We start from the raw sequence: 21,731 nt of genomic DNA on the forward strand, positions 1-21,731 counted from the left end.
GCGTACTTCGGGTACGCCCTTTTTGTTTAAAGCGAGCCAGCCACTTTAAATGTGTCTGTTACCTTAGGATCCACACCGAAGCGGTTAACGCCTGGCGTCCCGTTCTGGCAGTTGAACGCCAGAATAATCAGCCAGCCAACGACAGGGATCAGCAGCAGCAGAAGCCACCATGCGGAACGATCGGTATCGTGCAGGCGGCGGAACTGTACTGCCCAGAGCGGCAGGAAAACCAGGATGCTGTAAATTGTGGTGAGCGCTCCTTCATCTTTATAGATATGAAGTCCAAGCATTCTGTCCAGCACGCTGAGTACGCCAGCCAGAATGAAGTTCACCAGATGGAACATCCAGTACTCTTTGCGGCGTGCACGGCCGCTAAAACCAAGATAATTTCTTAATGCTTTGAAATACCAATCCATTTACGGCCCGCCTTGATTATCCGAAAATCACCCGATAGATAAGCGATCGTTTCAAGAATAGTCGTGAAAATCTGGGCCGTAAATCATTGTTGTGGTGAATATTCTTAACCCCGGCTAAACCGGACATCGCGCCCGTGCGGCTGGTCTAAATCCTGCGCAGGGCCGACGGAAATAACGCCGGTTGGGTTAATCGTTTTATGGCTGCGATAGTAGTGGTTGCGAATATGCGGGAAGCTCACCGTTTCGCTTATCCCCGGCAACTGATAGATGTCGCGCAGGAAGCCGTAAAGATTGGGGTAGTCGCTGATGCGGCGTTTGTCGCACTTGAAGTGGGTGACATACACCGGATCAAAGCGTACCAGCGTCGTCCACAGGCGAATATCCGCCTCGGTCAGCTGGTTACCGGTTAAATAGCGGTGCTGGCCGAGGATTTGCTCAAGGCGTTCCAGAGAGATGAAAAGCTTGTCGACGGCTTCGTCATAGGCTTCCTGCGAAGTGGCGAATCCTGCCTTATACACGCCGTTATTCACCGAGTCGTAGATCCAGCCGTTTAGCTCATCTATCTCACTTCTCAGCGCTTCGGGGTAGTAGTCTCCTGCTCGCGCACCAAGCGCATCAAACGCCGTGTTGAACATGCGGATGATTTCAGCCGACTCGTTGCTGACGATGGTTTGATTTTTCTTATCCCACAGCACCGGCACCGTAACGCGCCCGGTATAGTTCGGGTCTGCCTGAAGATAGAGCTGATAGAGAAAATCGTGCTGATAAAGAGTGTCGCCGGTTGCGTCCGGAAAGTCTGTGCCAAACGTCCAGCCATTTTGCAGCATCAGCGGGTGTATTACGGAAACAGAGATAAAGGGCTCGAGACCTTTCAGCTTGCGAACCATCAGGGTGCGGTGCGCCCACGGGCACGCCAGGGAGACATACAGATGATAGCGATCTTTTTCGGCTGCAAAGCCTTTGCTACCGTCTGGACCGGCGGTGCCGTCTGCGGTCAGCCAGTTGCGGAAGGCGGATTCGGTGCGCTTGAAGCGGCCGCCGGTCGATTTGGTGTCGTACCAGACGTCATGCCAGACGCCGTCGATGAGTTGCCCCATTTTTTTCTCCTCCTCAATAGCAAAAAAGCGAAGACAATGTCTTCGCTTTCTCAGTGTTCATCAGTATAGAACGCTTACCACTTTTTATTCAGTACGCGGTCGAGGCTGATTGCGCCCGGGCCGAAGACGGCCAGCAGCAGGTAACCACCCGCGATGGTGAAGTTCTTCATAAACATGATGGAGTTCGCGCCTTCAGCAAAGTTGCTGTGGAACAGGAACGCCGTCAGCAGAGTAAACAGCGCGGTGATAAGCGCGGTGGTACGGGTCAGGAAACCGAACAGGATAGCCAGACCGCCGCCGAACTCCAGCAGGATAGTCAGCGGCAGCAGTGCGCCCGGCACGCCCATCGCTTCCATGTATTGCTGAGTGCCAGCATAACCGGTGATTTTGCCCCAGCCAGCGGTAATAAACAGGATTGGCATTAAAATACGAGCAACCAGGACGCCAACATCTTCTAATTTTTTCATTTTACTCTCCAGCGGTTCTTTTTTCCGGCGTTCATTGCCAGGACTTAAAGGGGGCGCAAACTCCAGTGATTACCGGTGCTTGCCGTCGATGGAGAGGATAATAGACGGGGTGAAAAAGGATTGTTAGCAAGGAAAACTGTCTAAGTCCTTCAAATATCCTGAGTGAACTAAGCGGCAAAAGTAAAAACACCGCCATCGAGGCGGTGTTTGTGGGGTCTAGCGTGGGTTTTGATTCAGCGCGTTGCGGATCATTCGCCAGGCGCTCCAGGCGCCAAAACCTCGCTTCGCCCAGCGCATCAGCAGGCTTGGGTGCCGTACCGACCAGATAGCCAGCACGCTACTGGCTATCATGGCGTAGCTGCGCAGGCTTAGCAGAGTATTCCAGCCGCGATCGTAAGGGCCGGTCACCTGCAACCAATCCCGCCTTGTGGCGCTGAGGTCGAGACGCTGTTGCTGGATTTGGCTGAGCAGATGCGCCTTACGCTTAGTGCGTTCTGCATCGCTCATTACTTATCCTCTTCCAGCAGGGTCCGGTCGTTTTCCAGCTCGCGCCGGGTATGGCGCAGCAAAGTCGACTGCCGGGATTTTCTCAGCGTCCAGATACCGCCGATCAGCGCCAGGGAGAGCAGCACCACGGTGGTCGCAATCATGGCGTTGAGGCGATACTGCGGATCAACGGCCCAGATAACCAGCACCATCAGGCTCATCAGGCCAAAAGCGGCAAACAGCATCGTCAGGCCGAGCATCAGCAGCAGCTGAACGAGATGCGCTTTTTCCTCTTCCAGCTCAACCACGGCAAGGCGCAGGCGTGTTTCAACCATTCCAACCAGAATGGTGACCAGACGCTGACCAATGCCGAGCACGCTCTTGCCCGGCCCCTGGCTTTGATGAGAATCAGCCATCTTAGCGGCGAGCCAGCAGCACACCCAGTACGACGCCTACCGCCGCACCAATCCCAACGCCTGTCCACGGGTTCTCGCGAACATAATCGTCAGCTTTTGCCGCGGCTTCACGGGTTTGCTGGGCGATGGCTTCGCTGGTTTCGCCGAGACGAGAGCGGCTCTCTTTCAGCGCTTTTTCAGCTTTGGTGCGCAGCTTATCCAGTTCGGTTTTCGACTTGTCCGTGGAAGCACTCAGGACTTCTTCAAGCGTATCTGCCAGGGATTTCAACTCAGCGCGCAAATGTTCTGACGTAGTATCTTTTGACATAATTCTCTCCGAGTGTTTGAGGTGGATCCTTAAAGTCTGCGACTACCTGTCTCAGTAATCACGCTTCTCTAAAGCTTTCAATTCGTCTTCAGCTTCTGCCAGTTTTTTCTCGCGTTTAGCAATTTTTTCCGGGTCACCCTTCTGGCGGGCTTCATTGAGATCGGCTCTACGTTCTTCAATTTCTTCTTTTTGATGGGTGATTTTTTTCTGGTGTTCGGCGCGCAGGCTGCTGTCGCTGCAATTTGCGCGCACTTCGCTCAACGCTTTTTTCAGGCCATCAATACGATGCTGGTTATTGTGTTTTTCCGCATAGCCAATCTCGCGTTGAATATCCTGCTCTTTTTCACCGCAAAGCGAAGCGGCCTGAGCGGCAGAAGTCAGGGTGAGTAAAGCAAGAGCCAGTACGGTGCGGTATTTCATGATTTGACCTTCCATTGTAAGACGATGCACAAATTATCGGGTGATAATACCCTATGCGTCGTTCCAGAGTTTCGTTTAAAAGCGCTGATAATGAGCGGTAAAAACAGATAAAGCATAGTCATGAATCAACTAAAAACCCAGAGGGTAATAACAAATTCAGACTCAGAGAAGGGTAGTTAACCGAGATGATTGTGGTCAGGACGCAGGATGGAGAGCCATGCCAGCGCGTCGCTATCGCCGTCCTGCTGGGCCACAACATAGCCCTGCGGCAACGTACGGTTCAGCACTTCCTTTGCGGCTTCACTCTGTGCGCTGGAATCAAAAGTAACCAGCAGTGTGTTATTCAGCGGCGTAATACTTTTGAAGCGGATGCCGTTGGCGTCGAGATGATGCCAGACGTAAAAACCGTCAGGTATGCTCCCGCCCTGCCGCGAGGCACGTATCTCAAGAGTGGAATCTTTATTCTGCATGCCGGACCACATAACCAGCGCGACCAGCGCCAGCGCACCCACAAGCAGCGCCGCCCGAAGGCGGCCTGTGAAAGCTAATTTCATCGAATCTCTCTAACTGCTTTGACCGCGTTTTTTACGCCAGAGCACAATTAATGAACCTACGAGGCCGATGACAAGGAGCACCACCGGGATAAGCATCAGGCACGACATTAATGCGTCTTCGTATTTCTGGAACACAGGGGTTTTGCCCAGCAAATAGCCCAGCGTGGTGAGAATCAATATCCACAACAGGCCGCTCATCCAGTTAAAGAACTGGAAGCGTGTGCTGCTAAGACCCGATAACCCGGCAATAGTTGGCAGCAGGGTACGAACAAATGCGATAAAACGGCCCACCAGCAGCGCCGACAGGCCGTGCTTATGGAATAACTGGTGTGAACGCTGGTGGTAGTGCGCAGGCAGATGAGAAAGCCAGTTTTGTACCAGCCTCGTATTTCCCAGCCAGCGCCCCTGAATGTAGCCCAGCCAGCTGCCGAGGCTTGCCGCTATGGTGAGCAGAGCGATAGTTTCCGCAAAGCCCAGAGACCCTTTCGCTATCAGAACGCCAACCAGAACCAGCAGGCTGTCACCGGGCAAAAATGCCGCCGGAAGCAGGCCGTTTTCGAGAAATAAAATCATGAACAGCACAAAGTAGAGCATGCCAACCATCGAGGGGTTAGCGAGCGTTTCAAAATCCTGGCTCCAGAGAGCGGAGAGCAGTTGCGTCAGTAGTTCCATTCAGTGTTCCTGGCACTTCGTTTAGGCCGCCGGTGTAAACGGATGAGCAGAATGCAGCATGGTTTTTATAGTTAGTTGCTGGCTACAATCCACTGCCCCTACTGTGGTGTCGGAATAACATCGTGTGAAACGACAGCCAGAAGGACGGAAACCCGTACAGACGGTGAAATTGCATCTAATTGTAACAAAACTACGCGTTATACGTCACAGTATTTGCAGTTTGTTGAGGAATGATTTTGCTTACTGGCGGGGAGGCTGGCGAGGGTATTTACAAACGCTGACACTATTTATGGTTTGCTTACCCTCGGGCGGAAAAATGACTATTTTTGACCGTTTGCCGCTTTATCAAGATGAACTACCGGATTTTCAGCAAACAAATAGCGGTCTGCGTTGAACTCGAAATCATCGCTGGTGGCGTTAAACAGCACCTGGCGAGTATTTTCCAGATGCTGCCACATGGCCAGTTTAGCCGCAGAAGGGTCTTTGCGAATCAATGCCTTAAGGATTTGGTCATGATCGTCGCACCAGTTATCAACCGGGCGCATATCCATGTGTTCGTGTAATTTTTTCCAGTACGGGTTGTAAATGCGGTGGCTCCACATTTTTTCCACGATAGTGGCCAACGCGCCGTTTTGCGTAGCCAGCGCCACCTGCACATGGAACTGAAGATCCCATTCTGAATCACGGAAGGTTTGCTCTTTTCTCGCTTTTTCCTGAATCTCCATCAGCTTAACAATGTCCTGCTTGGTCACCTGAGTGGCGGCAAACTCGGCAATATTGCTCTCAATCAGCTGGCGGGCCTGCAAAAGCTCGAAAGGACCATAATTGGCAAATTCAAAGCGCTCGTCCGGCACCGTCATATATTTTGCCTGGCTGGAAATGACGTGGATCCCGGAACCCTTGCGGACTTCAACGTAACCTTCAACCTCCAGCATGATTATCGCCTCGCGCACGACTGTACGGCTGACGTTTTTCTCTTCCGCGATATAGCGCTCCGCAGGCAGTTTTTCTCCGACCTGGTAAACCCCGGACTCGATACGATGTTTAAGTTCAGCGGCCAGCTGCTGATACAGGCGGCGGGGTTCTATGGCGTCCATAAGTTGCTCCAAAAAAGGGCTGCGGCGTGAGTAAATTTGTTATACCACTTTTTCAGATAACGCTCTAGCAAGCATCGGGATTAAAGCCGCCCGAAGGCGGCTAAGTTTAAGACTGCACGACGGCTTTTGCCGGAACGATTTCGGGCGTCAGCTCACTGGCGGGCTGATTTTTCAGTACCGTCCAGATAACGATAGCGCCCAGCAGGTCGAATACCGCCAGCGCGGCAAACAGCGGGCTAAAGCCCATGGTGTCAGCCAGCGCGCCGACGACCAGGGCAAACAGCGTGCTGGCGGTCCAGGCTGCCATCCCCGTCAGGCCGTTTGCTGTCGCCACCTCGTTGCGCCCGAAAACGTCGGAAGAGAGCGTGATCAATGCGCCGGATAGCGCCTGGTGAGCAAAGCCGCCCACGCACAGCAGGGCAATGGCGACGTAAGGGCTGGTAAACAGGCCGATGGTGCCGGGGCCAATCATCAGCACCGCGCCCATGGTAACCACCAGCTTGCGGGAAACAATCAGGTTAACGCCAAACCAGCGCTGGAACAGCGGGGGCAGGTAACCGCCAAGAATGCAGCCGAAGTCGGCAAACAGCATCGGCATCCAGGCGAACATCGCGATTTCTTTCAGGTTAAAGCCGTAGGCCTTGAACATAAACAGCGGGATCCATGCGTTAAAGGTGCCCCAGGCCGGTTCCGCAAGAAAGCGCGGCAGGGCAATGCCCCAGAACTGGCGGTTACGCAGGATCTTCCAGGCCGACATTTTTTTGGTGTTATCGGTCTGATGATGAGCTTCCTGGCCGCTGATAATGTATTCGCGCTCTTCGCTGCTGAGTTTCTTCTGGTCGCGGGGGTTTTTATAGAACCAGAGCCAAACCATCGCCCAGATAAAACTCAGGACGCCCGTCACGATAAACGCCATCTGCCAGCTGTGCATGACGATTGCCCAGACCACCAGCGGCGGAGCTATCATCGCGCCGATTGAGGAGCCAACGTTGAAATAGCCCACCGCAATGGAACGCTCTTTTGCCGGGAACCATTCGCTGCTGGCCTTAAGCCCCGCCGGGATCATCGCCGCTTCGGCCGCACCAACCGCGCCGCGGGCAAGCGCCAGCCCGCCCCAGCTGCCCGCCAGCGCGGTGGCGGCACAGAAAACGGCCCATACAACGGCGAAGACCGCGTAGCCTATTTTAGTACCCAACACGTCCAGCACATAGCCCGCAACCGGCTGCATCACGGTGTAGCAGGCGGAATAGGCGGCAATTATCCACGAATATTGCTGGGTGGTGATATGCAGCTCGCTCATCAGCGTGGGTGCCGCAACGGCGACCGTATTGCGGGTCAGATAGCCCAGCACGGTGCCCAGGGTCACCAGCGCTATCATGTACCAGCGTAAACCTTTTATCTTTCGCATTTCTAACCCCATCCCGTCTTCATTTGAACGTTTTCAGGTAAACCGGCATCCATCGTTATTTTTGTCACCCAGGCCTGCGGCTGGCTTTCCATAGCAAGAAGGACATCGACGGCTGAAAGATAACTTGTCATACATCTTTATAAGTTGAGTGATATCACAAAAGCTTTTTCCGGAAGAACGGCGTGATAAAGCGCCTTTGCGGCCAGATCTGATGCGGGTTGTAGCGGGGTTTGGGGCCGTTTGTGGCGAATTAATCTGCTATTTTTGTGAGCTTATACGCAAAAATCAGGTCGTTGCTGAAAAATTGGTGTGATAACTTTGTTCCATCATGCACAAGCATAGAATAGTTATTTGCAGAGGACGCCCGACCATGGCCCAGTTTATGACTGAAGATTTTCTTCTTGATACCGAATTCGCCCGCCGTCTTTATCACGACTACGCAAAACAGCAGCCGATTTTTGATTACCATTGCCACCTGCCGCCGCAGCAAATCGCCGACAACTATCGCTTTAAAAACCTGTATGACATCTGGCTGAAGGGCGATCACTACAAATGGCGCGCGATGCGTACCAACGGCGTTGCGGAAAGGCTGTGTACCGGGGATGCGAGCGACCGCGAAAAGTTTGACGCCTGGGCCGCCACCGTACCGCATACTCTCGGCAACCCGCTCTATCACTGGACGCACCTCGAGCTGCGCCGCCCGTTCGGCATCACCGGGAAGCTATTCTCCCCGGCAACGGCGGATGAAATCTGGCACCAGGGCAACGACCTGCTGGCGCAGGACTCCTTCAGCGCTCGCGGCATCATGAAGCAGATGAACGTGAAAATGGTCGGCACCACTGACGATCCGGTTGATTCTCTCGAGCACCATGCCGCCGTGGCAAAAGATGCCGATTTTGACGTCAAAGTGCTGCCGAGCTGGCGTCCGGACCGGGCATTTAACATTGAACAGGCGACCTTTGCGGAATACATCTCAAAACTGGCCGCCGTTTCTGATACCGATATTCGCCGCTTCGGCGATCTTCAGGCTGCCTTAAGCAAGCGGCTGGATCACTTTGCCGCGCACGGCTGTAAAGTTGCCGACCATGCCCTGGACGTCGTGCTGTTCGCCGAGGCCGATGAAGCCACGCTGGACGCTATTCTGGCCCGTCGCCTGGCGGGCGCTCTGCTCAATGAAACCGAAGTTGCACAGTTTAAAACCGCCGTGCTGTCCTGGCTGGGAACCGAGTACGCGCGCCGTGGCTGGGTGCAGCAGTACCACATCGGTGCGCTGCGCAATAATAACCAGCGCCAGTTCAAGCTGCTGGGGGCGGACGTGGGCTTCGACTCAATCAACGACAGGCCGCTGGCCGAGCCGCTGTCAAAACTGTTGAGTAAGCAAAACGAAGAGAACCTGCTGCCGAAAACCATTCTCTACTGCCTGAACCCGCGCGATAACGAAGTGCTGGGCACGATGATCGGTAATTTCCAGGGCGAAGGGATGCCGGGCAAGATGCAGTTTGGCTCAGGCTGGTGGTTTAACGATCAAAAAGACGGCATGGAGCGGCAGATGACCCAGCTTGCCCAGCTCGGCCTGCTCAGCCGCTTCGTTGGTATGCTCACCGACAGCCGCAGCTTCCTCTCCTACACCCGCCATGAATATTTCCGCCGGATTTTATGCCGCATGCTTGGCCACTGGGTGCAGGCGGGCGAAGTGCCGCAAGATCTACCGCTGCTGGGCGAGATGGTAAAAAACATCTGCTTTAACAACGCCCGTGACTACTTTGCCATTGAGCTGAATTAACCCGCGACCGAGGCCGATATGCGATACATCCAGATCCACCCCCGGGACAATGTTGCCGTCGCGCTGGTAGACCTGCCGGAGGGAGAGACGATAACGTTCGGGCAAAGTGAATTTTCGCTGCCCCAGCCGGTAGCTCGTGGGCACAAATTTGCCCTTCGTGCGCTCGCCGCCGATGAAAATGTTGTGAAGTATGGCCTGCCGATAGGCCATACGCTGTCTACGATCGCCGTCGGCGAGCATCTGCATTCGCATAACCTGCGCACCAACCTTAACGACGTTGATGAGTATCGCTATCAGCCTGAATTTCTCTCTGCGTGCAAACGGACGAGCGATCGCGAAGTTAATCTTTATCGCCGGGACAACGGCGCGGTGGGCGTGCGCAATGAGCTATGGATCCTGCCAACCGTCGGCTGCGTAAACGCCATAGCGCGCCAGATGCTGAACCGCTTTTTGAAGCAGACCAACGACGCGGAAGGCATTGACGGAGCGTATCTGTTCAGCCACCAGTTCGGCTGTTCCCAGCTGGGAGACGATCACCTCAACACCCGTACCATGCTGCAAAATATGGTGCATCATCCTAATGCCGGAGCGGTGCTGGTGGTGGGGCTTGGGTGTGAAAACAATCAGATAGCCGCCTTTTGCGAAACGCTGGGCGAGTATGACCCGAGCCGCGTGCGTTTTATGGCTTTGCAGCAGCAGGATGATGAAGTTGAGGCGGGGCTGGAGCACCTTCACGCCCTGTATCAGGTTATGCGCCACGACACCCGCCAGCCGGGCCGGCTCAGCGAGTTGAAGTTCGGCCTTGAATGCGGCGGCTCCGATGGTCTTTCCGGCATTACGGCCAACCCAATGCTGGGCCTCTTTTCCGACTATGTGGTGGCGAACGGCGGCACCACGGTGCTGACGGAAGTGCCGGAAATGTTTGGCGCAGAACGCATTCTGATGAGCCACTGTCGCGATGAAGAAACGTTTGAGAAAACTGTCGCCATGGTTAACGACTTCAAACGCTATTTTATCGAGCATCACCAGCCGATTTACGAAAACCCTTCTCCGGGAAACAAGGCGGGCGGCATCACCACGCTGGAAGAGAAATCCCTCGGCTGCACGCAGAAAGCCGGAGGCAGCCAGGTTGTTGACGTGCTGCGCTACGGAGAGCGGCTAAAAGAGGCCGGGCTGAACTTGCTTAGCGCGCCCGGAAATGATGCGGTAGCGACCAGCGCGCTGGCCGCAGCGGGCTGCCATATGGTGCTGTTCAGCACCGGGCGCGGCACGCCTTATGGCGGCTTTGTGCCCACGTTGAAAATCGCCACTAACAGCGAGCTGGCGGAGAAAAAACCGCACTGGATTGATTTTGACGCCGGGCGCCTGCTGCACGGCAGCACCATGCCAGAGCTGCTGGAGCAGTTTATTGATGTAATTGTTCGCACGGTAAACGGGGAAAGCACCTGCAACGAGAAAAACGACTTCCGCGAGCTGGCGCTGTTTAAGAGTGGCGTAACGCTTTAGCTCCCCGCCGGTGGCGGGGAGGAAAAAACTATCCTCGCAGCGGATCGCTCTTCGCAAGACGAGCATCCTCCGCCTGGCAAACGGCGGCGGTAAAGATAACGTCGGTCGAAGAGTTAAGCGCGGTTTCGCAAGAATCCTGAAGCACGCCGATAATAAAGCCCACGGCAACCACCTGCATGGCAATCTCATTCGGGATGCCAAACATGCCGCAGGCCAGAGGGATCAGCAGCAGCGATCCACCCGCCACGCCAGAAGCTCCGCAGGCGCACAGCGAAGCCACTACGCTTAGCAGTAGCGCGGTAGGTAAATCGACCGGTACGCCCAGGGTATGCACCGCCGCCAGCGTCAGCACGGTGATGGTGATAGCCGCCCCGGCCATATTGATGGTTGCCCCCAGAGGAATCGAAACCGAGTAGGTATCGCGGTCGAGATTCATTTTCTGGCACATGCTCATATTCACCGGAATATTCGCCGCCGAGCTGCGGGTAAAGAATGCGGTAACGCCGCTCTCGCGCAGGCAGGCCAGTACCAGCGGGTAAGGATTGCGGCGGGTGGTGATAAATACCAGCAGCGGGTTAATTATCAGCGCCACGCCGAACATACAGCCGAGCAGTACCAGCAGCAATTGCGCATAACTCCACAGCGTGGAAAAGCCGGTTGTCGCGAGCGTTGAAGCCACTAGCCCAAAGATCCCAATCGGCGCAAAGCGGATAACCACCTTTACGATGAAGGTCACCGCGTCGGAAAGATCGTTAACCAGATTTTTGGTGGTTTCATTACCGTGGCGCAGGGCAAAGCCCAGCCCGACGGCCCAAACCAGAATGCCGATGTAGTTGGCGTTTAACAGAGCGTCTATCGGGTTAGAAATAATGCTCATCAGCAGGCCATGAATAACCGCCACAATACCGGAAGGCGGCGTAATATCGGTCGCGCCGGTGGTCAGATGCAGCGTGGAAGGGAACATAAAACTGACCACAACCGCCGTTAACGCAGCGGAAAAAGTCCCCAGTAAATAGAGCACCAGAATCGGGCGAATATTGGTCTTCTGGCCGTGCTGATGGTTGGCAATAGAAGCGATGACCAGCGTCAGTACCAGCACCGGCGCTACCGCTTTAAGTGCGCCAACAAACAGCGTGCCGAGCAGGCCGGTGGCGGTAGCCGCCGGCTCAGAGATAAGCGCCAGCGCGATGCCGAGCACCAGGCCTATCAGAATTTGTTTAACCAGGCTGCCGCGCGCAATGCGCTGCAATAATCCAGAAGCTTGCGGATCCATGAATACCTTCCTGTATATCAGTGATGTCGTTGCGTACCGCGTGCGTAGTGGGCTACGTCTGAGCGGATGTAAGAAAATGTGTTTGCCCGCTGAGTATAAGGAAAATGTCCGAAGGACAAAGCAATTCGCGCTGGAATTGCGCTCAGCGTTAGATTTTGCAACTGATCATTAACATCTGTGTGACATAAACGGCAGTTCAGGCTTTTAGCGATTTGCCAGAATGACAAAGGGGCATTACGCCCCTTTAAAGTGAATTGAGCCCGGCTTATTGAGCCGAGTTTTTACGGTCGTTACGGTGGTTAACCCAGGCGTTGATTATCAATGTTCCCGCCAGAATACCGCCCACTACGCCCAGAGAAACGGCAATCGGGATATGGTAGAAGTCGACAATCAGCATCTTCACGCCGATAAACACCAGGATAACCGACAGGCCGTACTTCAGCATTGAGAAGCGCTCCGCAACGCCTGCCAGCAGGAAGTACATAGCGCGCAGGCCGAGGATAGCGAACAGGTTCGAGGTCAGCACGATGAACGGGTCGGTGGTGACGGCGAAAATTGCCGGAATGCTGTCTACCGCGAAGATGACGTCGCTCAGCTCAACCAGAATCAGCACCAGCAGCAGCGGAGTGGCGTACAGCAGCCCGTTATGGCGAACGAAGAAACGCTCGTTCTCGATTTTATCCGTCATGCGCAGATGGCCGCGCAGCCAGCGAACCAGCGGCTTCTCGCCGATGCCGGTATCGTCTTCCTTCGCCAGCGCCATTTTGACCCCGGTGAACAGCAGGAACGCGCCGAACACGTACAGCAGCCACTCAAACTGAGTAATCAGCCAGCTACCGCCGAAGATCATAATAGTTCTCAGCACAATCGCGCCCAGCACGCCGTAAACCAGCACCCGACGCTGCAACGCAGCGGGCACGGCAAAGTAGCTGAACAGCATCAGCCAGACGAAGACGTTATCGACCGCCAGCGCTTTTTCAATCAGGTAACCGGTGAGGAAGGCCAGCGCCTGGGTGTCCGCCACTTCGCGGCCAGCGGTGCCGCTGAGATACCACCAGAAGGCGAGGTTAAACAGCAGGGAAAGAGAGACCCAGACCAGCGACCAGATGGCCGCCTGTTTCATGGACATGGTTTGCGAGCCGCGACGGCCCTGAACCAGCAGATCGATAGCCAACATGATGGCGACCACGACCGCAAAGCTGCCCCAGAGGAGGGGGGTACCGACAGTATGCATAATGAGATTCCTTAAAAACAAAAAACGGCTAACGTCAGAAGACGCCAGCCGCTTTCGCTTGCAACAGGGATCTCGCCTTCCGGCAAGGTCTCACTTACAACGTCTGCGACGTTGCCCGGCAACCGGATGCTTGCGCATCGTAATGACGATTAACCGGCAATGAAGTTACTCCCCTTTGCGGGTAACAAAATATGACAGGCCGCCGTCGGCGTCAATATCCCGTTACGCTTTTTTGCCGCTCATCATGCCGGAAGCTGCTCTGGTACGTCATCCGCCGGGAACTTCACGCCCGTCTGGCGGCGAATTTCGGTGGCAAGCGCCGAAGTGCCGCGCGAGGTCGCAAGGCCCGGATGATTCACTTCGTTCTCTTCAACCAGCCGCGCAAAGGTCTCCGCTTCATACAGCATAGTGTTGATATGCTGCGGCAGCGTAAGATCCTGCGGTTTTCCGCCGCGCGGGATAAAGGTCAGGCGCTGGCATTCCGAGATTTTCTCGATAAGCAGCGAACCGGCTTCACCCTGGATCTCGCTCGGAATAGCGGAGTCGCTCACTTTAGAGTGCAGCAGGGTGACGTCGAAATCGCCGTAGTTCATCTGCACGCTGCCGTGGGCATCCACGCCGCTGTCGAGCAGCGAGGCTGTGGCCTGAACGGAATGAGGCTCGCCCCACAGCGCCACCGCAGAGGCCAGCACGTAGAAGCCGATGTCCATAATTGAGCCGTTAGAAAACGCCGGGTTGAAGGTATTCGGGTTTTCGCCGTCCAGATAGCGCTGGTAGCGCGAAGAATACTGGCAGTAGCTGAGCAGCGCTTTGCGGATCTTCCCGATCTTCGGCAGCGCCTGCTGTAAGGCAATAAAGTTCGGCAGGCTGGCGGTTTTAAACGCCTCGAACAGCACGACCTGATTCTCGCGGGCGCAGGCGATAGACGCTTCCACTTCGCGCAGGTTCGAAGCCAATGGCTTTTCGCAAATCACATGTTTTTTGTGGCTGAGGAACAGCAGGCTTTGCGGGCCGTGCAGCGAGTTAGGGCTGGCAATATATACCGCGTCGATGGCGTCGCTTTGGGCCATTGCTTCAAGCGATGTGAACAAGTGCTCCACCGGGTAATCATTGGCGAAAGCCTGAGCCTGCTCAAGGCTGCGCGAGTAAACCGCAGTGAGCTTATATTTGCCGCTTTCATGAGCGGCATCCACGAACTGACGGGTTATCCAGTTGGTGCCAACCACAGCGAAACGTATCATAGACAGGGGCGTTCTCCGGAAGGTTGATAAAGGGGCACGGGTTTAATCAGGCCGTGCCGCTGAGCGACAGCTGCGTCAGCCAAAGCCGCGTGTCGAATTCTAACTGGTGATACTGCGGTTCCATATGACAGCACAAGGAGTAGAACGCTTTGTTGTGATCTTTCTCCTTAAGATGCGCGAGCTCATGCACTACGATCATGCGTAAAAACGCTTCAGGAGCGCCGCGAAAAACGGTCGCCACGCGGATTTCCGCTTTAGCTTTCAGCTTGTTGCCCTGCACGCGCGAAATAGCGGTATGCAGCCCAAGCGCGTTATTCAGAACGTGGATTTTGCTGTCATAAGCGACTTTATTTATCGGCGGAGCATTACGCAGAAACTGGCTTTTCAACTCCTGAGTGTAAGCGTAAAGCGCTTTATCTGTAGCGATATTGTGGCTCTGCGGGTAGCGCTTCTCCAGCACTTCGCCCAGGCGCTGCTCGGCAATCAGGATACGAACCTGGGAGAGCAAATGCTCGGGATAGCCGCTTAAATAAATCAGTTCGCTCATGCTTGTCTCAGGTTGAAGGAAAAAAAGGTATACTCTCGCCCCCGCTATGGGGATATCACCAAATTTTACCATCCAGGAGGGCCGATGAGCCAATTAGACAACGGTTTTCGTTCACTGACGCTGAAACGTTTTCCAGAAACGGACGACGTTAACCCGCTGCAGGCGTGGGAAGCGGCAGATGACTACCTGTTGCAACAGGTGGACGAACTTGAGCCAGTCGGCCCCGTTCTTGTATTCAACGATACTTTTGGCACGCTCGCCTGCGTGCTGGCGGAGCACAAGCCTTACAGCATCAGCGACTCATACCTGAGCGAACTGGCGACGCGTGAAAACCTGCGCGAGAACGGCATCGCGGAAAACAGCGTAACCTTCCTCGACAGCACCGCTGAGTATCCGCAGGCGCCGGGCCTGGTGCTGATTAAAGTGCCTAAAACCCTGGCGCTGCTTGAGCAACAGCTGCGCGCCCTGCGTAAAGTTGTAACCCCGGAAACCCGCATCATCGCGGGTGCTAAAGCGCGCGACGTTCATAACTCGACCCTTGAGCTGTTTGAAAAAATTCTTGGGCCAACCACCACCTCGCTGGCGTGGAAAAAGGCGCGTTTGATTAACCCAACCGTGACTAAGCCGCAGCTGGCCGATGCGCCGGAAACGCTGAGCTGGAAGCTGGAAGGTACGCCGTGGACCATTCACAACCATGCGAACGTCTTCTCCCGCACCGGGCTGGACATTGGCGCACGTTTCTTTATTGAGCATCTGCCGTCCGATCTGGAAGGCGAGATTGTGGACCTGGGCTGCGGCAACGGGGTAATTGGCCTGACGCTGCTGGAAAGAAATCCGCAGGCGCAGGTGGTGTTTGTGGACGAATCGCCGATGGCGGTCGCGTCCAGTCGTCTGAACGTTGAAACCAACCTGCCGGGCGATATCGACCGCTGCGAGTTTATGATTAACAACGGGCTGTCCGGCGTGGAACCATTCCGCTTCAACGCGGTGCTGTGTAACCCTCCGTTCCACCAGCAGCACGCGCTGACCGACCAGATTGCGTGGGAGATGTTCCACCACGCCCGCCGCTGCCTGAAAATCAACGGCGAGCTGTATATCGTGGCTAACCGCCACCTCGACTACTTCCGCAAGCTGAAGAAGATCTTCGGTAACTGCACCACGGTCGCCACCAACAGCAAGTTCGTGGTGCTCAAAGCGGTTAAGTTAGGCCGCCGCAGCTAAATCTCCAGCGCCAGACGGGTGCCCTGCGCGATAGCGCGTCGGGCATCCAGCTCCATCGCCACATCGGCACCGCCAATCAAATGCACGGTTTTTCCCATCTCCCTTAGCGGCTGCTCCAGCTCGCGGCGCGGGTTTTGCCCGGCGCAAATAATCACGTTATCCACTTCCAGCAGCTGCGGCTCGCCGCCGACGGTGATATGCAGCCCGGCATCATCAATACGATCGTAGCTCACGCCCGCCATCATCTTCACGCCGCGAGCCAGCAGCGTGGTGCGATGTATCCAGCCGGTCGTTTTCCCCAGGCCTTCTCCCGGTTTGCTGGTTTTGCGCTGTAGCAGATAGATTTCACGCGGGCTTTTGGGCAGGTGAGCGCCTTCCGGGCGCAGCCCTCCGGCATTTTGCAGGCTGGTATCAATGCCCCATTCCACGCAGAATTCGGCGATGCTCTGGCTGGTGGACTCGCCCTGCTGGCTCAGGTACATCGAAGTATCAAAGCCGATGCCGCCCGCGCCAATCACCGCCACGCGATTGCCGACCGGTGCTTTCTCACGCAGCACGTCGATGTAACTCAGCACTTTAGAATGACTAATGCCTTCGATGTCCGGCATGCGCGGTTCAATACCGCAGGCGAGAATCACTTCATCGTAGCCGCCGAGCATGGCAGCGTTAACATATTGGTTGAGGCGCACTTCAACGCCGTTCAGCTTCAGCATCTGGCGGTAATAGCGCAGCGTTTCGAAGAACTCTTCTTTGCCGGGGATCTGTTTGGCGATATTAAACTGCCCGCCAATTTCTGCTGCGGCGTCAAATAACGTGACTTTATGGCCGCGTCCGGCGGCGTTTACCGCAAAGGCAAGACCCGCCGGGCCTGCGCCCACAACGGCAATATTTTTGAGCGCTGCGGCGGGCAGAATCGGCATTTTGGTTTCGTGGCAGGCACGGGGGTTCACCAGGCAGGAAGTGACCTTCCCGGCAAAAATCTGATCTAGGCAGGCCTGGTTACAGCCGATGCAGGTATTGATTTCATCTGCCCGGTTTGCGGCGGCCTTGGAGACAAATTCCGGGTCGGCAAGGAAAGGCCGAGCCATCGACACCATATCCGCATCGCCGTCGGCCAGAATTTGCTCGGCGGTTTCCGGGGTATTGATGCGGTTGGTCGTGACCAGCGGCAGCGCGACGTGGCTTTTGAGCTTTTTCGTCACCCAGCTGAACGCCCCGCGCGGCACCGAAGTAGCGATGGTCGGAATACGCGCCTCGTGCCAGCCAATGCCGGTATTTATAAGCGTCGCGCCCGCTTTTTCTATCGCTTTAGCCAGGGTAACGGCTTGCTCAAAGTTGCCGCCGCCTTCGACCAGGTCGAGCAGCGACAGGCGATAGATAATAATGAATTCTTTGCCAACCCTTTCCCGAGCCGAGCGCACCACTTCTACCGCAAAGCGCATTCTGCGCGAGTAGTCGCCGCCCCATTCATCGTCGCGCTGGTTGGTGCGCGCCGCTAAAAACTGGTTAATCAGGTAGCCTTCGGAGCCCATTATTTCCACGCCATCATAGCCCGCCTCGCGAGCCAGGCTGGCGCAGTTGGCGAAATCTTCGATGAGGGTAAGGATCTCTTCATGGCTAAGGGCGTGGGGTTTAAACGGGTTAATCGGAGCCTGAATGGCCGACGGAGCGACCAGCTTTGACTGATAGCTGTAGCGGCCGGTATGCAGAATTTGCAGCGCAATTTTCCCGCCTTCGCGGTGAACGGCATCGGTTACCACGCGGTGGTGGGCAAGCTGGCTTTTATCGTTCAACACCGCGCCGTGGGCAATTGTTACCCCGGAAGATGAGGGCGCAATGCCGCCGGTCACAATCAGGGCTACGCCGTGGCGTGCGCGCTCTGCATAAAAGGCAGCCAGGCGCTCAGCGCCGTCCGGCAACTCTTCCAGGCCGGTATGCATCGACCCCATAAGCACGCGGTTTTTCAGGGTGGTGAAGCCAAGATCCAAAGGGGCAAGCAGCGACGAGTAGCTCATAGACGATTCCAATATGTAAAATTATTGTTATGTGGTCGGATGAGTTCTAATTTAGCCGTCGCGGCGTAAAAGGGAAAAGGGGAGTGCGGCGAATGTGATGTGATTCAAATTCCCACCTCCCCGGAGGCGAAAAATCAGGTATGCGCTTCCTGCAACAGCTTCTGTATTACCTGCTCTTGCTGCTCATAGTTGCCTTCGCCGAACGAGACATTGCGTAGCTGGCCGCGGGCGTCAAAGTAATAGTGAGCGGGCCAGTATTGGTTGCCGAACGCATTCCAGATTTGGTAGTTGTTGTCGGTGACCACCGGGTACGGCAACTGCCACTTAGCCACCGCTTTTTTCACCGAATCGAGATCTTTTTCCCACGGATATTCCGGCGTATGAACGCCAATCACCACCAGTCCCCGATCTTTGTACTTATTCGCCCACTCGCGGACGTGCGGCAGAGAATGCTGGCAGTTAATGCAGTCGAAGGTCCAGAAGTCGATAAGCACCACCTTGCCCTTCAGCGCTTCGGGCGTTAGCGCCGGGCTGTTTATCCAGGCCGTTCCTCCCGCCAGCGAAGGCATGGCGCTGCTCGGGGCTGTATCGACGATGGGCTGTAGCTTTGGTGCTGTCGTCGTTACGGGGGAAAGCGCTAATAAACGTTGCTCCAGCTTCGCACCCGCGCCGTTAGCATTTTGTAGTGCCGAAGTGGTGCCGGAGGCGATAAGGACTACCGTTGCCAGCATCGCAACCCCGGCCACGCGGCGCAGCTGCTCCATCAGCGCCATTTTTTCACGCAGGCGAGCCAAAATCCGGTAGCCGCAAAACCACAACAGAGCCAGCATCAGCGCGCAGCCTGAACCATAGGCGGCAAGCAACAAACCGGCGGCCACCGTCGAGGAGCCGGACAGGCCGATGCCGAGGATGGCACCCAGGATTGGCCCCGCGCAGGGGGACCAGAGCAGGCCGACGGCCAGCCCGGCCAGAAATGCCGACAGCGTGCCGCGAGTGCGATTGCTTTTGTCGTTGATGGCGTTACCCAACTGCACGGCGGGGCGCGTAATCCGCCCGGCGAGGTGAGGGAAGATTAGCGTCAGGGCGGCAAGCGCCAGCATTGCCAGGGCGACCCAGCGGCCAACCAGCGTAGCCTTAACAATCCACTCTCCGGCGGCAGTCACCAGCAGGGCAACGGCGGTAAACATGCTTACCATCCCGAGAAAAAGAGCGGCAATTTGCTGCTTCTTGCCCCTAAATGCGGCGAAAAGTAACGGAATGACGGGCAGGGTACAGGGGCTTAATAAACTCAGTATGCCGCCAAGAAAGGCAATCAGAACGGTCATAACACACCTCACGGTTAAAGGATGATTGAATGGCTCGGGCCATTAAAACGTCCTGATGTGTTCGCGGTATGTGGGGAAACCGGCCTGATTGTCAGTTTGTTTGTCGCCGTCGTGCAGGCATACAGAGCGATACAATCACGCGATCGGCAGGGTAATGCTGGCCTTCAGCCCGCCCTGCGGCAGGTTAGCGAGGGTTAACGAGCCGCCCAGTTGGCCGACGAGTTGAGCGGCAATAGCCAGCCCCAGCCCGGTGCCGCCGGTATCGCGGTTTCTTGAATTTTCGATGCGGTAAAACGGCTGTAACACCGCGCTAAGCTCTTCATCGGGGATGCCGGGACCGTTATCGGTAATCGTCAGCGTGACCTGATTTTCACCCTGGCGTTCCAGGCTCAGTTCAGCGGCAGTGCCGAATTTCAATGCGTTATCCAGCAGGTTGGTCAGGATACGGCGCAGCGCCTGCGGGCGGGTCGAGAGCGCAAGCGCTGCCTGAGGTGCGGCAAACTGCACCGGCTTACCCACGTCCTGGTAGTCGCAGGCCAGGCTGTCGACAAAGGCTCTCAGTTCGATACGTTGCTGCGGTTCTTCAAGCGTTTCTGAGGATCTCGCATAGGCGATGCCTTCGCGCACCAGATGGGTCATGTTGTCGAGATCCTGCATTAGCTTGTCGCGTAGCTCCGGCTCGTCGCTCATTTCCAGGCGCAGCTTCATGCGGGTGATCGGCGTTTGCAGATCGTGAGAGATCGACGCCAGAATTTGCGTACGTTCTTTCAGGTGCATCTGGATCCGCGCCTGCATGGCATTAAACGCTTTGGCGGCATGTTGTACTTCAACCGGGCCGCTCTCCGGCATGGCGGAAGGGGCCGATGCCGCAGGCTCCAGCGCCTCTACTGCATGGGTAAAGCGGGTAAACGGCAGGACAACCTGGCGCACCGCAAACCACGCACACAGCGCTAATAGCAGGAGCTGAATAACAATTACCACCGGCAGCCAGCTCTCAATCGGCGGCATTCTCGGCGTGATATCAATCGTGAGCGGAGAGCCGTCGGCCAGGGTCAAATGAGCCTGAACGTGCGATGCCGCACCGGGCAGGGCGGTAAAATTCAGCGCGTAGCTGCCGCCGAGCGCTTCTTTTAGCGAGTTAATTGCATCTTTTGAACGCTCGTCGACGGGCGTTTTCCCCGGCGTGCCCGGCCCGAGAATATAGTGATAATTTTCGCGCGCCAGGCGCTCAAGCCATCCCGGGCGTTCGTCTGCCGGAAGCTTGTCGAGAATTGCCACGCTGGTGGCAACGTTGTTTTGCAGATTATCCAGCATGACGTTTCGGGCGCTGCTCATGCGCTCGGCGGTCGTCAGCGAGAGCGTCAGCGCGTTTGCGAGCACCAGTCCCAGCAAAACGATGAGAAACAGGCGGTAGAGCAGGGAGCGTGGCCAGAGCCTCATTCTCGCGCCTCGACAATCACCACCGGGACGGAGAGCACGTAGCCTTCGCTGCGCACGGTTTTGATATAGGCCGGCGTTCGCGCGTCTTCATTCAGGCGCTGACGCACGCGGCTTACCAGCAGATCGATAGAACGCTCGAATAGCTCGGCGTCGCGGCCCTGCGTCAGGTTTAAAAGCTGATCCCGGGACAGCACGCGCTGAGGGTGATCCAGAAATACGCGCAGCAGGCGATATTCCGCGCCGCTAAGCGCGACAATGGTGCCCTGATGGTCAATCAGGTGGCGGGCTGAAGTATCAAGCTGCCATTCGCCGAAAGCGATGATCCGCCCGGCTTCGGTAACCTGCAAATTAGGCGGCAGGGCGCGGAAACGGCGCAGGATCGCCTTGATCCGTGCCAGCAGCTCGCGGGCGACAAAGGGTTTGACCACGTAGTCGTCGGCACCCATTTCCAGGCCGAGGATCCTGTCCGTATCTTCGTTTCTTGCGGTCAGCATCAGGATCGGCAGGTCTTTATGTTTGTCGCTGCGCAGCTGGCGGCACAGCGTCAGCCCGTCGTCGCCCGGCATCATGACGTCCAGCACCACTAAATCGACGTGCTGCTTATCCAGCGTCGCCCGCATCTCTTTACCGTTGGCCGCACCGCTAGCGCGGTAGCCGGACTTCTCCAGATAGCTGACAATGAGTTCGCGAATGTCGCGGTCATCGTCCACAACGAGAATATGATCAATGTGTTCCACCTGGGGCTCCTGGCGCTAAAAAATGGGGGGCTGAAACCAGCATAGCCGCTCGCTGCGGAACGGCCGTGC

Annotated in this window: 22 protein-coding genes; 3 read left to right on the forward strand and 19 right to left on the reverse strand. The window is 56.0% G+C overall.

All coding sequences use genetic code 11. The features are described 5' to 3' along the window. Positions 1-26 precede the first annotated feature (26 nt). From HMPREF0201_RS01450 to HMPREF0201_RS01500, 11 genes are all read right to left on the reverse strand, one after another. The gene (locus tag HMPREF0201_RS01450) at positions 27-416 is read right to left on the reverse strand and encodes a DUF805 domain-containing protein (protein ID WP_016534663.1); all 390 of its coding nucleotides are present in this window, start codon (positions 414-416) and stop codon (positions 27-29) included. Positions 417-520: 104 nt separating this feature from the next. Beyond that, positions 521-1,513: a glutathione S-transferase family protein gene (locus tag HMPREF0201_RS01455; protein WP_016534664.1), complete on the reverse strand. Its 993-nt coding sequence runs from the start codon at positions 1,511-1,513 to the stop codon at positions 521-523. Between the two features lie 74 nt (positions 1,514-1,587). After that, positions 1,588-1,980 (reverse strand): DoxX family protein, encoded by a 393-nt coding sequence (locus tag HMPREF0201_RS01460; protein WP_016534665.1) that lies wholly within the window; start codon positions 1,978-1,980, stop codon positions 1,588-1,590. Positions 1,981-2,196: 216 nt separating this feature from the next. Continuing rightward, the gene (locus HMPREF0201_RS01465) at positions 2,197-2,487 is read right to left on the reverse strand and encodes a YqjK-like family protein (RefSeq protein WP_016534666.1); all 291 of its coding nucleotides are present in this window, start codon (positions 2,485-2,487) and stop codon (positions 2,197-2,199) included. After that, complete coding sequence (locus HMPREF0201_RS01470) at positions 2,487-2,882, reverse strand: phage holin family protein (protein ID WP_016534667.1); 396 nt, start codon at positions 2,880-2,882, stop codon at positions 2,487-2,489. The genes HMPREF0201_RS01465 and HMPREF0201_RS01470 overlap by 1 nt, the downstream gene beginning before the upstream one ends. Before the next feature lies 1 nt (position 2,883). Next, positions 2,884-3,189: an ElaB/YgaM/YqjD family protein gene (locus HMPREF0201_RS01475; protein WP_016534668.1), complete on the reverse strand. Its 306-nt coding sequence runs from the start codon at positions 3,187-3,189 to the stop codon at positions 2,884-2,886. Between the two features lie 51 nt (positions 3,190-3,240). After that, positions 3,241-3,609: a DUF1090 domain-containing protein gene (locus HMPREF0201_RS01480; RefSeq protein WP_039897856.1), complete on the reverse strand. Its 369-nt coding sequence runs from the start codon at positions 3,607-3,609 to the stop codon at positions 3,241-3,243. 176 nt (positions 3,610-3,785) lie between these two features. Then, the gene (gene mzrA, locus HMPREF0201_RS01485; protein WP_016534670.1) at positions 3,786-4,163 is read right to left on the reverse strand and encodes an EnvZ/OmpR regulon moderator MzrA; all 378 of its coding nucleotides are present in this window, start codon (positions 4,161-4,163) and stop codon (positions 3,786-3,788) included. 9 nt (positions 4,164-4,172) lie between these two features. Then, positions 4,173-4,835, reverse strand: a complete 663-nt coding sequence (yqjA, locus tag HMPREF0201_RS01490; RefSeq protein WP_016534671.1) for a DedA family general envelope maintenance protein YqjA — start codon at positions 4,833-4,835, stop codon at positions 4,173-4,175. Between the two features lie 320 nt (positions 4,836-5,155). Then, positions 5,156-5,932 carry a transcriptional regulator ExuR gene (exuR, locus tag HMPREF0201_RS01495; protein ID WP_016534672.1) on the reverse strand — a complete coding sequence of 259 codons (777 nt, stop codon included), beginning with the start codon at positions 5,930-5,932 and terminating at the stop codon, positions 5,156-5,158. 106 nt (positions 5,933-6,038) lie between these two features. Then, positions 6,039-7,340, reverse strand: a complete 1,302-nt coding sequence (locus HMPREF0201_RS01500) for an MFS transporter (RefSeq protein WP_039897858.1) — start codon at positions 7,338-7,340, stop codon at positions 6,039-6,041. A gap of 370 nt (positions 7,341-7,710) precedes the next feature. Here HMPREF0201_RS01500 and uxaC point away from each other — a divergent pair, with 370 nt between their 5' ends. Further along, positions 7,711-9,123 carry a glucuronate isomerase gene (gene uxaC / locus HMPREF0201_RS01505; RefSeq protein WP_016534676.1) on the forward strand — a complete coding sequence of 471 codons (1,413 nt, stop codon included), beginning with the start codon at positions 7,711-7,713 and terminating at the stop codon, positions 9,121-9,123. Positions 9,124-9,141: 18 nt separating this feature from the next. Then, positions 9,142-10,629 (forward strand): UxaA family hydrolase, encoded by a 1,488-nt coding sequence (locus HMPREF0201_RS01510; protein ID WP_016534677.1) that lies wholly within the window; start codon positions 9,142-9,144, stop codon positions 10,627-10,629. Between the two features lie 28 nt (positions 10,630-10,657). Here the strand turns inward: HMPREF0201_RS01510 and sstT are convergent, their stop codons facing one another. From sstT to HMPREF0201_RS01530, 4 genes are all read right to left on the reverse strand, one after another. Further along, positions 10,658-11,902 (reverse strand): serine/threonine transporter SstT, encoded by a 1,245-nt coding sequence (gene sstT, locus HMPREF0201_RS01515; protein ID WP_016534678.1) that lies wholly within the window; start codon positions 11,900-11,902, stop codon positions 10,658-10,660. Positions 11,903-12,167: 265 nt separating this feature from the next. Next, complete coding sequence (locus HMPREF0201_RS01520) at positions 12,168-13,136, reverse strand: TerC family protein (RefSeq protein WP_016534679.1); 969 nt, start codon at positions 13,134-13,136, stop codon at positions 12,168-12,170. Positions 13,137-13,378: 242 nt separating this feature from the next. Further along, entirely contained in the window at positions 13,379-14,377 is a 999-nt protein-coding gene (locus HMPREF0201_RS01525; protein ID WP_016534680.1) for a Gfo/Idh/MocA family protein, read from the reverse strand. A 46-nt stretch (positions 14,378-14,423) separates the two neighbouring features. After that, entirely contained in the window at positions 14,424-14,924 is a 501-nt protein-coding gene (locus HMPREF0201_RS01530; RefSeq protein ID WP_039897860.1) for a M48 metallopeptidase family protein, read from the reverse strand. Positions 14,925-15,008: 84 nt separating this feature from the next. On the opposite strand from HMPREF0201_RS01530, the gene rlmG reads away from it, so the two are divergent. Beyond that, on the forward strand, positions 15,009-16,145 hold the full coding sequence (gene rlmG / locus HMPREF0201_RS01535; RefSeq protein WP_016534682.1) for a 23S rRNA (guanine(1835)-N(2))-methyltransferase RlmG: 1,137 nt from the start codon (positions 15,009-15,011) through the stop codon (positions 16,143-16,145). Here rlmG and HMPREF0201_RS01540 read toward each other — a convergent pair. From HMPREF0201_RS01540 to HMPREF0201_RS01555, 4 genes are all read right to left on the reverse strand, one after another. Continuing rightward, positions 16,142-18,160 (reverse strand): NADPH-dependent 2,4-dienoyl-CoA reductase, encoded by a 2,019-nt coding sequence (locus HMPREF0201_RS01540; RefSeq protein WP_016534683.1) that lies wholly within the window; start codon positions 18,158-18,160, stop codon positions 16,142-16,144. The two genes, rlmG and HMPREF0201_RS01540, sit on opposite strands and share 4 nt — an antisense overlap. A 134-nt stretch (positions 18,161-18,294) precedes the next feature. After that, complete coding sequence (locus tag HMPREF0201_RS01545; RefSeq protein WP_016534684.1) at positions 18,295-19,485, reverse strand: cytochrome c biogenesis protein/redoxin; 1,191 nt, start codon at positions 19,483-19,485, stop codon at positions 18,295-18,297. A gap of 135 nt (positions 19,486-19,620) precedes the next feature. After that, positions 19,621-20,925, reverse strand: coding sequence for an ATP-binding protein (locus HMPREF0201_RS01550; protein WP_016534685.1), 1,305 nt, complete (start codon positions 20,923-20,925; stop codon positions 19,621-19,623). Beyond that, positions 20,922-21,662: a response regulator gene (locus HMPREF0201_RS01555; protein WP_016534686.1), complete on the reverse strand. Its 741-nt coding sequence runs from the start codon at positions 21,660-21,662 to the stop codon at positions 20,922-20,924. Before HMPREF0201_RS01555 ends, HMPREF0201_RS01550 begins: the two co-directional genes overlap by 4 nt. Positions 21,663-21,731 lie beyond the last annotated feature (69 nt).

The organism is Cedecea davisae DSM 4568, from assembly GCF_000412335.2.
Classification (GTDB): Bacteria; Pseudomonadota; Gammaproteobacteria; order Enterobacterales; family Enterobacteriaceae; genus Cedecea; species Cedecea davisae.